This is a genomic window from Actinoplanes sp. OR16 (assembly GCF_004001265.1).
In the GTDB taxonomy this organism is placed as follows: domain Bacteria; phylum Actinomycetota; class Actinomycetes; order Mycobacteriales; family Micromonosporaceae; genus Actinoplanes.
On the sequence record NZ_AP019371.1, the window covers coordinates 8,836,011 to 8,850,945 of the forward strand.

At 71.9% G+C, this 14,935-nt stretch carries 16 protein-coding genes; 6 read left to right on the top strand and 10 right to left on the bottom strand.

Annotated features, from left to right (window positions below; all coding sequences use genetic code 11):
• Position 1: 1 nt before the first annotated feature.
• The 9 genes from EP757_RS40605 to EP757_RS40645 are packed head-to-tail and all read right to left on the bottom strand — an operon-like array spanning position 2 to position 7,132.
• Positions 2-295: a Zn-ribbon domain-containing OB-fold protein gene (locus tag EP757_RS40605; RefSeq protein WP_127553638.1), complete on the bottom strand. Its 294-nt coding sequence runs from the start codon at positions 293-295 to the stop codon at positions 2-4.
• A complete protein-coding gene (locus tag EP757_RS40610; protein ID WP_127553639.1) occupies positions 292-1,407 on the bottom strand; it encodes a thiolase in 1,116 nt (371 codons plus the stop codon). Before EP757_RS40610 ends, EP757_RS40605 begins: the two co-directional genes overlap by 4 nt.
• Complete coding sequence (locus EP757_RS40615) at positions 1,404-1,781, bottom strand: MaoC/PaaZ C-terminal domain-containing protein (protein WP_127553640.1); 378 nt, start codon at positions 1,779-1,781, stop codon at positions 1,404-1,406. The genes EP757_RS40610 and EP757_RS40615 overlap by 4 nt, the downstream gene beginning before the upstream one ends.
• Positions 1,768-2,226, bottom strand: a complete 459-nt coding sequence (locus tag EP757_RS40620; RefSeq protein ID WP_127553641.1) for a MaoC family dehydratase N-terminal domain-containing protein — start codon at positions 2,224-2,226, stop codon at positions 1,768-1,770. Before EP757_RS40620 ends, EP757_RS40615 begins: the two co-directional genes overlap by 14 nt.
• Positions 2,223-3,182, bottom strand: coding sequence for a RidA family protein (locus EP757_RS40625; RefSeq protein WP_127553642.1), 960 nt, complete (start codon positions 3,180-3,182; stop codon positions 2,223-2,225). The genes EP757_RS40620 and EP757_RS40625 overlap by 4 nt, the downstream gene beginning before the upstream one ends.
• The gene (locus tag EP757_RS40630) at positions 3,179-4,468 is read right to left on the bottom strand and encodes an MmgE/PrpD family protein (protein ID WP_127553643.1); all 1,290 of its coding nucleotides are present in this window, start codon (positions 4,466-4,468) and stop codon (positions 3,179-3,181) included. The genes EP757_RS40625 and EP757_RS40630 overlap by 4 nt, the downstream gene beginning before the upstream one ends.
• Positions 4,465-5,661, bottom strand: a complete 1,197-nt coding sequence (locus EP757_RS40635; protein WP_127553644.1) for a CaiB/BaiF CoA-transferase family protein — start codon at positions 5,659-5,661, stop codon at positions 4,465-4,467. The genes EP757_RS40630 and EP757_RS40635 overlap by 4 nt, the downstream gene beginning before the upstream one ends.
• Positions 5,658-6,668 carry an LLM class flavin-dependent oxidoreductase gene (locus EP757_RS40640; RefSeq protein ID WP_127553645.1) on the bottom strand — a complete coding sequence of 337 codons (1,011 nt, stop codon included), beginning with the start codon at positions 6,666-6,668 and terminating at the stop codon, positions 5,658-5,660. The genes EP757_RS40635 and EP757_RS40640 overlap by 4 nt, the downstream gene beginning before the upstream one ends.
• The gene (locus EP757_RS40645) at positions 6,665-7,132 is read right to left on the bottom strand and encodes a MaoC family dehydratase (protein WP_127553646.1); all 468 of its coding nucleotides are present in this window, start codon (positions 7,130-7,132) and stop codon (positions 6,665-6,667) included. Before EP757_RS40645 ends, EP757_RS40640 begins: the two co-directional genes overlap by 4 nt.
• A 53-nt stretch (positions 7,133-7,185) precedes the next feature.
• Here EP757_RS40645 and EP757_RS40650 point away from each other — a divergent pair, with 53 nt between their 5' ends.
• Positions 7,186-7,881 carry a hypothetical protein gene (locus EP757_RS40650; protein WP_127553647.1) on the top strand — a complete coding sequence of 232 codons (696 nt, stop codon included), beginning with the start codon at positions 7,186-7,188 and terminating at the stop codon, positions 7,879-7,881.
• On the opposite strand, the gene EP757_RS40655 is transcribed toward EP757_RS40650, so the two are convergent.
• The gene (locus EP757_RS40655) at positions 7,878-8,708 is read right to left on the bottom strand and encodes an IclR family transcriptional regulator (protein ID WP_232050260.1); all 831 of its coding nucleotides are present in this window, start codon (positions 8,706-8,708) and stop codon (positions 7,878-7,880) included. The two genes, EP757_RS40650 and EP757_RS40655, sit on opposite strands and share 4 nt — an antisense overlap.
• Positions 8,709-8,882: 174 nt before the next feature.
• Here EP757_RS40655 and EP757_RS40660 point away from each other — a divergent pair, with 174 nt between their 5' ends.
• The 5 genes from EP757_RS40660 to EP757_RS40680 are packed head-to-tail and all read left to right on the top strand — an operon-like array spanning position 8,883 to position 14,625.
• Positions 8,883-9,887: a flavin reductase gene (locus EP757_RS40660; protein WP_127553648.1), complete on the top strand. Its 1,005-nt coding sequence runs from the start codon at positions 8,883-8,885 to the stop codon at positions 9,885-9,887.
• A 4-nt stretch (positions 9,888-9,891) separates the two neighbouring features.
• Positions 9,892-11,178: an acyl-CoA dehydrogenase family protein gene (locus EP757_RS40665; protein WP_127553649.1), complete on the top strand. Its 1,287-nt coding sequence runs from the start codon at positions 9,892-9,894 to the stop codon at positions 11,176-11,178.
• Positions 11,175-12,608, top strand: coding sequence for an aldehyde dehydrogenase (locus EP757_RS40670; protein WP_127553650.1), 1,434 nt, complete (start codon positions 11,175-11,177; stop codon positions 12,606-12,608). Before EP757_RS40665 ends, EP757_RS40670 begins: the two co-directional genes overlap by 4 nt.
• On the top strand, positions 12,605-13,474 hold the full coding sequence (locus tag EP757_RS40675; protein WP_127553651.1) for an oxaloacetate decarboxylase: 870 nt from the start codon (positions 12,605-12,607) through the stop codon (positions 13,472-13,474). The genes EP757_RS40670 and EP757_RS40675 overlap by 4 nt, the downstream gene beginning before the upstream one ends.
• Positions 13,471-14,625, top strand: a complete 1,155-nt coding sequence (locus EP757_RS40680) for an NAD(P)/FAD-dependent oxidoreductase (RefSeq protein ID WP_127553652.1) — start codon at positions 13,471-13,473, stop codon at positions 14,623-14,625. Before EP757_RS40675 ends, EP757_RS40680 begins: the two co-directional genes overlap by 4 nt.
• Positions 14,626-14,935 lie beyond the last annotated feature (310 nt).

Below are 14,935 nucleotides of genomic sequence, written 5' to 3' on the forward strand. Positions count from 1 at the left end.
TCTACTCCGAGGTGAAGACGGCCAGGCCCTCGTGCCAGGTCAGGCGGACGGGCTGGTCACAGCGGGGTTCGGGGATGCCGATCAGATGGGTGAGCACGATCGGCCCTTCGGTGAGCCGGACCCGGGCGACGGTGTACGGGACATCCGCCCTGTGCACTGTCGTGAAACTGTCCACCGTCCCGGTGCCGGCGGCTTCCACGGACCAGAGATCGGGGTTGCCGCAGCCGGCGCAGAGAGGGCGCGGATGGTACTGATATCGCCGGCATGCCGGACAGTGCTGAATCAGGAGAGTCATCCGTCCACCCCCAGGATCACCGTGGCGTGGCTGGAGAAGATGCCGCCGGTCCCGTGCGCCAGCGCCACCGACGCCCCCGGCACCTGCCGCGCGCCGCACTCCCCGCGCAGCTGACGCACCGCCTCGACCAGCAACAGCACGCCGAACTGGCCCGGATGGCAGTAGGCGAGACCGCCGCCGCCGGTGTTGCAGGCGATGGGAGCGGACAACCCTCCGCCCGGCTCGGCGAACCCGAGCGCCTCCAGCCCGAGCGGCACCGAGATCGTGAACGCGTCGTAGAGCTGCACGACATCCACGTCGGACGGTGTCAGTCCCGCCCTCGCGAATGCCCGCCGACCGGAATCGATCGCGCCGGTCCGCAGCAGGTCCGGAGCGGTCGCCATGCCGGTGTGAGTGAGCGCTTCGCCATAACCGAGGACCGTGACCGGCCGCTTCGGCAGATCACGCGCGCGGTCGAGGGCGGTGAGCACCACCGCTCCCCCGCCGTCGGTGACGAGGCAGCAGTCCAGCGCGCCGAGCGGGCTGGAGATCATCGGGGCGCCGAGGACGTCCTCGACGGTGAGCGGCCCCTTGCCGTACGTCCAGGCCTGCGGGTTGAGCTGGGCACGGTCGCGGGCGGCGACCGCCACGGCTGCCAGGTCGGCCCGGTCCAGCCCGTAGGTGTGCAGGTAGCGCTGCGCGACCATGGCGTAGTACGAGATCGGGTAGAGCGGCCGATAGGGCTCCTCGATCGCGGCCTCCGGCGTGCCCTCCTCGTAGACCCCGGTCAGCTTCCGGCTGCGGGCGCTGCGCTGGTTGCTCGCGTACGAGATGACGACCGTGCTGCACTGGCCGGCGGCGATGGCCTGGGCGGCGCGGGCCACGTACATCTCGAAGACCGCGCCTCCGGCGAACGTCGCGTCGCACCAGGCGGGCTGCACGCCGAGCCAGTCGGCGAGCTGGGTCGCCGAGAAGCGCGAGATGCCGTTGGTGGCGAGGCCGTCGACGTCGGCGAGGGTGAGCCCGGCGTCGGCGAGCGCCCTGGTGACCGCCTGCGTCTGGAGTTCCAGGATCGACTTGCCGGTCTTGCCGAGATCACATTCGGCGGCGCCGGCGATGGCGACGCCGGTCATGGCACGGTCAGCGTCGCCGAGGCGGGCGCGACGGCGATCCGGCCGTCCTCGACCACCTCGATACGGAGAGCAAGGGTGATCGTGGAGCCTTCCCGCACAGGGGTTCCCACGCACCGGATCGTCTCGCCGGCGAAGACCAGGTTCGTGAACCGGAACGACAGCGCGCCGATCGCCGCGCCCGGGAACCACTCCCGCAGCGCGATCGCCAAGTAGGCGCCGAAGACCTGCCCGTCCACGACCGGCCGGTCGAGACCGCGTTCGCGCAGGTAATCGGCGTCGTAGTGGAGCTTGTGCCAGTCCCAGGTGGCCCCGGCATAGGCGATCATGTCCGGCGACTCGATGCGGCGTTCCCAGATCAGCTCATCGCTCGACATAGATCAGCGACTCCTCGTTCTCGGCCAGCACCAGGCCGTCCTGGTCGGTGTAGGTGGCGACCGAGGTGACCACCAGCATCCGCTTGCCGCCGCCGGTGACCCGTTCGGTGATGCCGGCGAGCTTCCAGCGGACGGTCACGATCGTGGTCGGCAGGACCGGCCGCTCGAAGCGGTACGCGTTGCCGCCCCGGACCAGCCGGGTCCCCGGCACGTCCAGGTGCCACCCGTGCCCGGCGTAGCCGTCGGCGTCGCGGGGCAGGTTCGCGTACTGGTTGGTCTCGCAGATCAGCGTCGGCGGGGCGACGTCGCCGGCCAGGTGGGCCGGGTCGGTGTCGCCGGTGGCGAGCGCGAAGTACCGGATGGCGGCCCGGCCCAGCGGCTCGGGGGCGGTGTAGACGACCTCCTCGCCGATCCGGGCCTTGAGGTCCCCGGAGAGCAGCGTCATCCCAGCACCGCCGTCGGCACGGTCTCCAGCAGGAACTCCGGTCGCAGCAGCGCCGAGCAGACGACCGAGGTGACCGCCGCGTTCGGGAAGTGCTTCTCGCGCAGCTGCCGGGTGGCGTCGTAGGTGGCGACGGCGGCGGGGGTGAGGTACTCCACCAGGGCCGTCACGTTCGCGCCGGTCGCGCCCGCCTCGGCCAGGACGGTCTCGATGCTGTGGTAGATGAACTCGGTCTGCGCGGTCAGGTCGCCCTCGTGCACCGCGAGCTGGGTGACCGGGTCGAGCGAACCGAACCCGGCCAGATAGACGGTGTCGCCGGCGCGGACCGCGGGCTTGTAGGTGAGGGTGTCGTAGCGCGCCCAACCCGGGTTCAGCACGGTCAGCGGCCCGGCCGCCGCGATCGCGTCGAGTGCCACCTGTGCCCCGCGCTGGACCGGCACGTCGACCAGGATCCCGGCCGCCCCCGGGTGCACGGGACCCGGCAGCAGCTCCTTGCGGGGCCGCCCGCACCGCGGGTACTCCGCGCGCGTGGCGGTGGCCGTGTAGTCGACGGTCCGGACCAGCGAGCCCATGCCGAGGCCCGCCACGGACAGAAGCGACGAGACACGTGACAGGCACCAGCGGTACTGCGAGCGGAAGTCCCCCTCGGTCGTGTGCACGCTCGGCAGGTAGACGACGCCGCCGGCGACCCGCAGCACGTCGTCGCCGTCGGTGAGCAGCTCACCGCCGCCGGGATAGGCGGTCACGCCGACGGCATAGGGCGCGTCGGTGCCGTGGATCGCTTCCACCGGGACCCGGGAGACCGGCACGACGTGATCGCCGAAGAAGGCGGCACGAGCGGCATCGAGCGAGAGGCCCGCGGACGTCACGTACTCGGTCACGTGGACCACGTCGGTGACGGCGACACCGGTCTCGGCCAATGCGGGGTAGCCGGGCACCGCCGGCAGGTACACGGTCACTTCAGGCACCCTTCGATAGCGTCGAGCAGGGCGGCCGGTCCGGTCGCCGCGAAGACTCCGTCGTGCATCGGGCCGAGGTTCGCCGCCGCCTTGGTGCGCACTCCGCCCCCGGTCGACCGCTCCACCCGGGACACCCGCCCGTCCGCCTCGACGATGCCGGGGGCGTCCGCCGCGACCAGATCGGAACCGGCGGCGGCCACGTCGATCCGGGAGGCCAGATCGAGCACGTCCGGCCGGTCCAGGTCGGTGAACGTGTCCAGGTCGACCCAGCCGTCCACGATCATCGCGGCCACGCACCAGTAGACGCTGAACTTCGCCTCGTAGGCGCTGCGCGGACGCCGCTTCTCCGGCCCGGCCACGATCGGCACGGCGTCCGGGTGCAGCGTCACGGTCACCCTCGACGGCGTGCCGCCGGTGAACTCCCCGGCCGCGTCGATCGAGGCGTGGGTGAGCCGGCAGGCCGGGTACGGCTTGATGCCGATCGCGAGCGTCTCCCAGCGTTCCCCCAGACCGTCTGAGAGGACGGCGAGGTCGGGGGCACGGCCGGCCAGTGCCGGGAACAGTCCGTACGAACCCTCCAGCGCCGAGGCCGGACCGGTCGCCCCGGCCGCCGCGAGCCGTGCGGCCAGGATCCCGTTCGCCACGGCGGTCCCCGGGTGCAGCTGTTTCGTGCTGGCCGGGCTGTGCAGGAATTCCAGCAGCCCGCTCGCGCCGCTCGCCGCGATGCCGATCGCGTTCGTCAGGGCCGGCGCGCCGAGGCCGATCAGCCTGCCGGCGACGACGGCCGCCGCGACCGGGCCGCACATCGAGGTGGCGTGCAGCCCGCGCGCGTGGAAGCCGTGCGGTGCCGCGGCCCCGAGCCGGCACACCGTCTCCAGCCCCGCGACCAGGGCGGTGATCATCTCGCTGCCGCCCGCCCCGATCTGTTCTCCCACCGCCAGAGCCACCGGTACGGTCACCGCGCTCGCATGCACGAGACCGCCGGCGTGGGTGTCGTCGAAGTCGAGCGCGTGCACGGCGACCGCGTTGCCGTACGCCGCCGCGACCGCGCCGATCCGCTCGCCGGTGACGAGACGGGCCTCGGGTGGGCCGCCGAGCCCGCGCGCGACGGTGAGCGCGGGTTCGGCGGCTGCTCTGCGGACGGCCGCGACGGCACATCCGAGGGCGTCGATCAGGTGGTCCCGGGCCGCGGCGACGACCTGGTCCGGAACGTCGTCACGCGTCAGCCCGGCGGCCCACCCGGCCAGCACGACGGCGGCCTCTGATCCCTCGGCCGGCTCTGTCACTCCGGCGCCCCGAACGCCCCGGCCGCGCGCAACTCCTCGACTCGCCGGGGCGAGTAATCCAGAAGCTCCGACACGTACGACAGATCCTCTCCTCGCCGCGGCGCCCGGCGATAAGCCGGCGGATCATCACCCACCCGGACCGGCGAAGCCACCTGCTTCACGGTGCCGTAGCGCGGATGCTCGGTCTCGACGACCAGCCCGCGGGCGAGGGTGTGCGGATCGCGCAGGGCCGCCGCCACGTCGTTGACCGGACCGCACGGGATCCCGGCCGGCTCGAGATCGGCGAGCCACTCCGCCGTCGTCCGGGTCGCGAAGATGCCCTCCAGCAGCGGCAGCAGTTCGCCCGCGTGCTCCCGGCGGTCGGCGAACGTCGCGAATCGGGCCTCTTTCACGATCGATTGATCCAGTACGCCGACCAGCCGCTGCCAGAACTTCTCCTTCGCACACCCGACCACCACCCAGCCGTCGGCCGTGGGGAAGAGCTGGAACGGGACGAGCGACGGGTGAGCGGAGTAGCGGGTGCGCTCCGGTGTGAAGCCCGCGTTGAGATGCCAGGCGGCCGGGTAGGTGAGCATCCCGATCGCGGTGTCGAACAGGCTCAGGTCGCAGTCCATGCCCCGGCCGTCCCGCCGCGCCGCGTGCACCCCGGCGAGCAGCGAGATCGCCGCGACGAACCCGCCCGAATAGTCCACGATCGACAGGCCCGACTTGGCCGGTGGCCCACCCGGCTCCCCGGTCAGGTCCATCCAGCCGGCCAGGCCCTGCAGGATGTAGTCGTACCCGGGCTGCCTCGCGCGTGGCCCGGTCATCCCGAACCCGGTCAGCGAGCAGCACACGATCGACGGGTTGACGTGCTTGAGCTGGTCGTACGTGATCCCGATCTTCGCGGGGACGTCGCCGCGCAGGTTCGAGTAGACGGCGTCGGCATGCCGGACCAGATCCTCGAAGACCTCCCGGCCGGCCGGGGTGGCGAGGTCCAGCGAGAGCGACCGCTTGCCCCTGTTGAACGTCTCGAAGAAGAGCGAGTCCTCCTCGTCGGCGTAGGGCGGGACGTACCGTCCGACGTCGCCGCCGGTCGACGGCTCCTCGATCTTGATGACGTCGGCGCCCAGGTCGGCGAGGTGCACCGAGCCGAACGGTCCGGCGCCGTACTGCTCGACGGCGATGATCCGGATGTCCTCGAGCGGTCTCATCTGAGGCTCCCCACCAGGTCGAGTAGACGGTCCTGCGCGTGCCGGGTCTCCTCGGCGGGCAGGCCGTAGGAGGGTGCGGACAACTTGATCGCGTCGGCCAGGCCGTCGTAGGCGGCGATCTTGGAGCGGCACTGGTCCGGGGTGCCGGCGATCGTGTAGGCGTCGACCATCTCGTCCGGCACGAGGTCGCCGAGGCTGTCGGCGGGGCGGCCGGCCTTGAGGGCCTCACCCGCGGCCCGGCAGACGCCGGCGAATCCGGCGTTCTCGAACATCTCGCCGTATGAGCGGACCGAGGCGTAGAAACCGACGACGTTCGCGGCCCGGCGGCGGGCCGCCCGGGGATCGTCGTCGACCGAGCAGCAGGCGGCCGCCACGACATCGAAGTCCTGACGCCTCGCGGCGCGCAGGATCGGCAGGATGCGGTCCCGCAGGTCGGCGGGCGGGCAGAGCTCGTGCGCTATCCAGCCGTCGGCCACCTCGCCGGCCAGCGCCACCATCGCGGGACCGACGCCGGCCAGGTAGATCGGGATGCGGTCGCGGACCGGGGCGTACGGCCGGCGCCAGCCCCGCACCCGGATCGAGCGGACGCCCCTGTGGTTGATCGGGTCGCCGCCGGCCAGCACCTTGCGGATGATCTCCACGGTGTCCCGGAGGCGGGGCAGAGGGCGCTCGAACGCCACGCCGTGCCAGTCCTGGTTGAGCCGGGCCACGCCGGTGCCGAGCCCGAGCCGGAACCGGCCCTCGGAGAGCTCGTCCAGGTCGGCCGCGGCGATCGCGGTGAGCATCGCGGACCGGGCGAACGCCAGGGCGATCCCGGTGCCGACGCCGATCCGGGCCTCGCCGCCCGCGAGCTTGCCGGTGCCGGTGGCCAGCGCCGCCGCCGTGGTGAACGCGCTCCGGTGCAGCTCCGGCGCCCAGACCACGCCGGCGCCGGCCGCCTCGGCAGCCCGGGCCGCGGTGACCAGCTCGGTCATCGTCTCGCCCCAGGGCTGCAGGTCCAGCCTCATTGCTCCGCGGCGGGTCCGTGGCCGCGTTTGTAGGTCAGCATCGTCCGGGTCCAGGTGATGACGTCGACGCCGTCCTGGTTGAAGCCGGTGGTGAAGACCTTGACGATCCCGGCGTACGGCCGGGACTTCGACTCACGCAACTCCAGGACCTCGGACTTGGCGTAGAGGGTGTCGCCGACGAAGACCGGGTGGGGCATCACGATCTGCTCCCAGCCCAGGTTCGCGAAGGCGTGCTGACTCACGTCCGGCACCGAGAGGCCGGTGATGATCGCGACCGTGAGGGTCGAGTTCACCAGCAGCTTCTTGTACGGCGTGCGCGCCGCGTAGTCGGCGTTGAAGTGGCTCTGATTGGTGTTCAGCGTCAGGAGCGTGAACCACGTGTTGTCCGCTTCCGAGATGGTGCGGCCGAACGGGTGGCGGTACGTGTCGCCGACGGTGAAGTCTTCGTAATAGCGGCCGAGCATGCGGCGAAGCTAGCACTTGTTTCGCACAGTGAAAAGGTGTTTCCATCTACGCCATGCTCGAAGCGTTCCTCTACCTGCACATCGTGCTCATGGTCTTCTGGCTCGGCGGGGACCTCGGCGTCTTCTACTCCAGCCGCTATGTGATCAAGCCCGACCTGACCCCCGTCGCCCGGCTCACCGCCCTCAAGATCATGCTGGGTCTGGACCTCGGGCCGAAGATCTGCCTCATCCTCTTCCTGCCCAGCGGCCTCACGCTGATCTCGCTGGACGCGCACGGTGGCTCGGTCGCAGGCATCGAACTGCTGCCCTGGTGGCTGCTGGTGCCGCTGTGGATCGGCGCGTTCGTCTGGGTCTGGCTGATGTGGACCGACCACCACGAGCCCGGCAAGCACCCGCTGGTCCGGCGGGTCGACTACGCCATCCGGCTCGCCGTGATCGCGGGCATGGCCGGCGCCGGCGTCTTCACGCTCGTCGTCAGCGAGCCGTTCGGGGTGACCACAAATCCGAAGTGGCTCGGCGCCAAGGTGCTGCTCTACGCGATCGCCATCGCGGCCGGGCTCGGCATCCGGCGCACGCTCAAGCCGTTCGGCCCGGCGTTCGGGGCGGTCATGGCCGGCAAGTCGGACACCCGGGTGGAGGCAACCGTGACGAGCAGTGTGAACGGCTGCCTCCCCTACGTCTGGGTGATCTGGGGATCGGTGCTGCTGGCCGGCCTCCTCGGTGTCGCGAAGCCGCTCGCGAACCTCTAGCGGGGCTGGTAGCCCAGCTGAGCGGAGATGCGTGCCGCCGCGTCGCGCAGGTCGGCGACCGCGGCGGCGTCGCTGTCCGGCTTGAAGCGGAGCGCCGGCCCGGCCAGGCTGATCACGGCGACCACCCGGGCATCGTGGTCGAAGATCGGGGCGGCGATCGACGCGGCGCCGGCCTGGCGCTCGCCGAGCGAGGTCGCGTACCCCCGCTTACGGACCGCGGCGAGATCCTTGCGCAGCTTCGCCGGGTCGGTGATGGTCTTGTCGGTGATCGACTCCAGCGGGTGCCGGGTGAGGTAGGCCTCGACCTCGAAGTCGGGCAGGAACGCCAGGAACGCCTTCGACGAGGCGCCGGCGTTGAGCGGGAACGGGATGCCGAGGCTCACTTCGAGGCGCAACTCCTGGTCCGGCACGACCTGGTCGACGTAGAGCCGGGTGTCGCCGCGCCGCAGCGAGAGGGTGGCCGTCTCCTGGGTGCGCGCGGAGAGGTGCTTGAGCTCGGGCGCGGCCATGGCGCGGACGTCGGTGCGGGCCAGATAGGCACGGCCGAGCGCGACGGCGGCGTGACCCAGCGCGTACCGCCGGGTGGCCGGGTCGACGGTGATCAGCTCCCGGCTGCGGAGCGCGGTGAGGATGCGGTGCACCGCGGCCTTGGTGAGGCCGAGCGCGGTGGCGATCTCGGTCACGCCGAGATCGGGCTGGTCGGCGCGCCCGAAGTAGAGCAGGACGTCCATGGCGCGCTCGACGGCGGCGATGGAACGCGACTGGCTCTCGTCCTCGGCAGGGCCTGCCGAGGCCGGCGCGGCCGGCGGCACGGATCGAGTCGGCACAGCGAAACTCCCCCGGAACAGGTACGGAACAAACTTTGGCGAAGCCTAGCCTGCCATTTCGCACCGCGAAACGCTGTACCGATCCGATGTTGACAGCTTCCCCGCCCGTCGTTACGTTCGGTGTAACGCCGTTTCCCATAGAGAAACGGTTGTCCGGAAAGCAAGGAGCACGAAGTGCCGGTCGACAGCACGACGTTCCGATCCGTGCTCGGACAGTGGCCGAGCGGGGTGTGCGTGGTGACCACGACCGGCCCGAACGGCCTGCACGGCATGACCGCCAGTTCATTCTCCTCGGTGAGCCTCGATCCCCCGCTCGTGTCGGTCTGCCTCGGCAACCATCTGCCCAGCCGGACACTTCTGGGCGATGCGGGCAAGTTCGCGATCAGCTTCCTCGGCAAGGATCAGGCGCACATCGGGCGCCGCTTCGCCGGTCAGGAGCGCGGCGTCACCGACCGGTTCGCCGGGCTGGACTGGACCATGACGCCGAACGGCTGCCCGGTCCTCAGTGACGCGGTCGCCTGGCTCGACTGCACCGTCGCCCACGCGTATCCGGGCGGGGACCACACCATCTTCGTCGGCGCGGTGACCGAGGCGGCCCTGCCGCGGGTCATCTCACCGCTGCTGTTCCACTCGCGCAACTGGGGTCAGGTCGCCCAGCCCCTGCCCGCCACCGTCCAGTTCCGCGAGACCGCGTCCGCTGACGGCGGGCCGCGCTTCGAATTCCACGCCACCGGCCTGCGCGACCTGCCGTCACCCGAGCGGGTCATCGCCGCGAAGAAGGCCGGCAACTGCGTGGTCGGCTACGTGGCCGACGCGTTCAACCCGGAGCGGGAGGACGAGGTGCTGGCCACCATCGGCGCCCTCGGCGCGCTCGGGTGCGACGAGATCGGCTGCGTCGAGTCCGACGTCATCCCGGCGTCGCCGCTGCAGGTCACCCGGATCCTGCAGGACGCCAGCGTCCGGGTCCGGCCCGCCGTGCTGCGGGTCCGTCTCGCCGGCCACAACCGGCTCGCCCTGGTCAACGCGCTCGTCGCGATGAAGAACGGGGTCTCGCACTTCGATGTGGTCACACCCGGCTCCGGCACGTCCGGACTGCCGCTGGGAGACCTGCTCCACCTGTCCCGCCAACTCGAGGTCGCCGGGCCCATCGAGTCCGACCTCGCCCAGATCAGGGAGTAACAGCATGGCCGACCGACTCATCGGCGAAAAGCTCGTCGACGACATGACCGCCGAGGAGAAGGCCCGGGCTAAGCTCGTCGAGCAGGTCCTGCCGGCGCTGCGGGCCAAGGCCGAGCAGGCCGATCGGGACGGCGCCTTCCCGCGTGAGCACATCGACGTGCTGCGGGACGCCGGGCTGCTCGGGCTGATCGTCCCCGAGGAGTACGGCGGCCTCGGCGGGACCCTGCGTGACCTCGCGGCCGCCACCTACGCGATGGGCAGCGCCTGCCCGTCCACCGCGCTGGCCTTCTTCTTCCACAACACCTCGGCCTCCCGTGGCCTGCTCCCCCTGGAGGCGATCGAGGCCGGGCTCTTCGCCGACGAGGAGGTGCCGGTCGTGAAGGCGTTCGCCGAGAAGGTGCTGCAGCTGATGTCCGGCGGCACCTGGCTCGCCAACTTCGCCAGCGAGTCGGTGAAGAGCAGCGGCGCGAACATCGCGATCGCCACGACCGCCGTGCCGGCCACCCGGGACGGCGTCGCCGGCTGGGAGCTGACCGGCGAGAAGTCGTTCGGCTGCGCCACCGGCATCGCCGACTACTACCTGGTGACCGCGCGCCTCGACGGCCACGCGACGGCCGACGGCCTGGTCATGTTCCTGGTGCCGCGGGAGGCGGAGGGCGTCACCGAGCGCCCGTTCTGGGACGGCCTCGGCATGCGCGGCTCGGCCAACCACGGCATCCGGCTGGACGGCGTCTTCATCCCGCAGGACGACTCGCTCACCGTGCCCGGCGCGTTCGTGAAGATGCTGCAGTGCAGCCGGGGCAGCTTCGTCGGCAACCAGCTCGCGATCACCGCCGTCTACGTCGGCGCGGCGCAGGGCGTCTACGACGACACGCTGCAGCGGCTCACCACCAAGAAGTTCGCGGACACCGGACGCTCGATCGCCGAGTCGCCGATGCACCAGGTGATCATCGGTGACATGACGGAATCCCTGGAGCGCTCGTACCTCTGGCTGCGCCGCCAGCTGCTGCTCGAGACGGTCGAGCCGCCCATCGCCACCAAGTCCGAGGTGTACGCGCAGTGGCGCATCGCCAAGGGCTCGATCTGCCAGGCCGCGTTCGACGTGGCGCTCGGCGCCCTGAAGGCCTCCGGCACGTCCAGCGCCACCATGAACGGGGTGGTCGGCCGCGCGCTGCGGGACCTGTCGATGGGCCTGGTCATGACGTTCCCGCCGGAGCGTGGCCGCCTCGAGGCCGCGTCGGTGATCACCAGCGACAAGGCGAACGCGCTCTTCGCGAGCGTGGCCTCATGACGAGGGATCTCGTCGGTGGCGCGTGGGCATCCTGTGCCACCGAGGTGGGCATCACGCTGGAGGATCCGGCGACCGGCCTGCCGACGGGTCCGGCCCTGGGCTCGTCGGCCGAGCGGGTCGAAGCCGCGCTCACCGCGGCCGCCGAGCTCGGAGCGTGGGACGCGGCGCCGGCGGATCGCGCGGAGATCCTGGAACGGATCGCCGTGAAGGTCGCCGAGGCGGCCGGGGAGATCGTCGCCCTCGAATCCGCCGCCACCGGTGTGCCGATCCGGCAGACCACGCCGCTCGGCATGATCCTGGCGGGCGCGTTCGCGCTGGCCGCCGGTCAGCTGCGCAGCGGCCTGCTGACCAGCACGGCCACCCGGGAGGACGGCCGCGAGGTGCTGGTCGAGCGGCTGCCCTGGGGGCCGGCCGCCTGCCTGGTGCCGTGGAACGCCCCGGCGCCGATGGCCGCGCACAAGGTGGCGAACGCGCTCGCGGCGGGCTGCCCGGCCGTTCTCAAGCCCAGCGAGTACGCGCCGTTCGGCACCGAGCGCCTGGCCGTCGCGATCCACGAGGCGCTGACCGAGGCCGGGGCTCCTCCCGCGCTCTTCCAGCTGCTGCACGGCGGCGCCGCGGTCGGCGCGCGGATCGTGTCCGACCCGCGGATCCGGGCCGTGTCGTTCACCGGCGGGCTCGGCGGCGGCCGGGCGGTCGCCGCCGCCTGCGCCTACGACATCAAGCCCGTGCAGCTGGAACTCGGCGGCAACAACGCGCTGATCGTCATGCCGGACGCCGACGAGGACGCCGCCGCGCGGGCCGCCGCCGACCTGCTGACCACGTTGAACGGCCAGTGGTGCCGGGCCCTCGGCCGCCTGATCGTCCCGGCCGGGCGCGAGGAGGCGCTCAGCTCCAGGATCCTCGAGCGGGTCGCGGCGATGAGCACCGGCGACCCGGCCGACGAGTCCACCGACTACGGCCCCCTGATCCACTCCGGCCATCGGGCCGCGGTGATCAAGGCGCGGGACGGGCTCGGCGGCACGGTCCACGAGGCGGCGGTGGACGGGCCGGGCAACACCCTGGCGCCCTCGCTGGTCCTCGGCGCCGACCCGGCGGACACCACCGATGAGATCTTCGGGCCGGTCGCCGCGGTGCACGGTTACCGGGATCTCGACGAGGCGGTCGCGCTCGCCAACGGCACCCGGTACGGCCTCGAAGGCTATGTCATCGGCACCGACGTCGACGCGGCGCTGGCGACGGCGAGACGCGTGCGGGCCGGTGAGGTGAAGGTCAACGGCTCCTCGATCATGAGCCTGCACCTCTTCACCCCGCGACCGGCCTGGGGCATCTCCGGATACTCCGAAGAGGGCACCGCCGAGACCCTGCTCTTCTTCACCAACCCGCGGGTCGTCGGCGTCGAGGGCGGCTTCGCGCTGCACTCCCGGGCATGACCGCGAGCGCACTCCGGGCGTTGCTCGCCCAGAAGACGGTCACCCACCTGCCCGGCGTCTACGACCCGGTCACCGCGGCCCTCGCCGTCCGGGCCGGGCACCGCGGCGTGCACCTGTCCGGTGCGGCCGTCGCGGCGATCGCGCTGGGCCGGCCCGACCTCGGGTACGTGCACGGCACCCACATCGCCGACCGGGCCGCCACGCTGATCCCGGCGCTCGACGGCGTCCCGCTGCTCGCCGACGCCGACACCGGGTACGGCAATCCGCTGCACGCCGTCTGGACCGGGCTCGCCTACGCCCGGGCCGGGATCTCCGGCCTGCACCTGGAGGACCAGGTCAACCCGAAACGCTGCGGGCACCTCGCCGGCAAGGAAGTGGTCGACGCCGGCCTCGCCGCCGCGAAGATCTCCGCGCTGGCCGATCACGTGCCTCATCTCGCGCTGATCGCGCGGACCGACGCGTACGCCGGGCACGGCCTCGGTGAGACGATCGCGCGCTGCCGGGCCTACGCCGAGGCCGGGGCGGACGCGGTCTTCCCCGAAGGTGTCGACGATCCCGATGATCTGAACGCCATCCACACGGCGCTTCCCGGCGTACCGATGGTGGTGAATCGCTCGGAAGCCGGCGGCGACAAGCCCGCCGTGACCGACGCCGAGCTCGCCAGCGTGGGTGTGCGCCTCGTCCTGCACCCGGTGTCCGCGCTGCTCGCGGCCATGCGCGCGGCGTCGCTCGCCTATCAGGCCATCGCCGCGGGAGGCACCGCCGCACCCGTCGAACGCATGCCGTGGTCCGGATTCACCGCGCTGGTCGGCCAGGACGACGCCCTCGAACTCGACGCCCGATATGTCCCTGGGGGTAAACCGTGAACCGCATCCTCGTCGCCGGCGCCGGGCCGGTCGGACTCACCGCCGCACTCGCCCTCGCCCGGCGCGGCTTCGCGGTGACCGTCCTCGAGGCCGGCGACGAGCTCGCCGCCGAATCCCGGGCCTCCACCTTCCACCCGCCCACCCTGGAGATGCTGGACGATCTCGGCGTCGGCGCGGAGCTGCAGGCGATCGGGCTGAAGTCACCGACGTTCGCCTACCGCGACCGGCAGGCCGGGCTGGTCGCGATGCTCGATCTCGGAGTGCTCGCGGAGGACACCCGCTATCCCTACCGCGTGCAGTGTGAACAGTCCAAGCTCACACCACTTCTGAGGGATCACCTGCTGCGTCTCCCCGGCTGCGAGATCCGGTACGGCTGGCCCGTCGCCGAGCTGATCATGAATCTGGACGGGGTCGTCGCGGTCAGCTCGGACGGGCGCACCGCCGACGGCGACTGGCTGATCGGCGCGGACGGCGCGCACTCGGCGGTCCGCAAGGCCACCGGCGTGACGTTCGACGGCATCACCTACCCGGAACGCTTCCTGGTCGCCTCGGTCGACGAGGATCTGACCACCTGGCTCGACGATCTGGCCTCGGTCAACTACGTCTTCGACCCGGTCGAATGGTGCGTGCTTCTCCGGACCCCTGATCACTGGCGGGTCCTGCTGCCGACCCCGGTCGACACTCCGGACGAGGCCGAGCTCGCTCGGCTTGATCAGCGTCTCCGCGGCGTCCACGATCCGGGGCGGCCGTGGCGGGTCCGGCACGCCAGCATGTACCGCGTCCACCAGCGGGTCGCCACGTCGTTCCGGACCGGGCGCGTCCTGCTCGCCGGCGACGCGGCCCACGTGAACAATCCGCTCGGCGGCCTCGGCATGAACTCCGGCATCCACGACGCGATCGCCTACGCCTGCGCCATCGCCTCGGGTGACGACGCCGCCGTCTGGGACGCGGCTGCCGATCGGCGGCGGATCGCCCTCGAATACGTGCAGAGCGTCTCCCACCAGAACTACGAACGCCTGCGCGCCTCCGACCCGGACGCCCGCGCCGCCCACCTGGACTCGCTGCGCGCCACCGCCGCCGACCCGGCCCGGGCCCGCGCCTCGCTGCTCCGCAGTTCGATGATCGCCTCGCTGCGCCCGGTCGCCGCATGACACCCGATCCCGGCGCCGCCAGGCGTCCCCGTCACACCCGTGGCACGCGCTCAGCGGTGACTCGTCGCCGCCTCCGGTCACGGTCAGCAGCGATACGCCACAGCCCGACCGCGGCGGCTGTGACCCATCGCCGCCCCGGCGGGCCGTCGACAGCAATGGACCACAGCCCGACCGAACCAGCTGTGACCCATCGCCGCCCCGGCGGGCCCTCGACAGCAATGGACCACAGCCCGACCGAACCGGCCGTGACTCATCGCCGGCCCGGCGGGCCCTCGACAGCGCCAGGACACAGCGTGCGGGACGGGGTGGG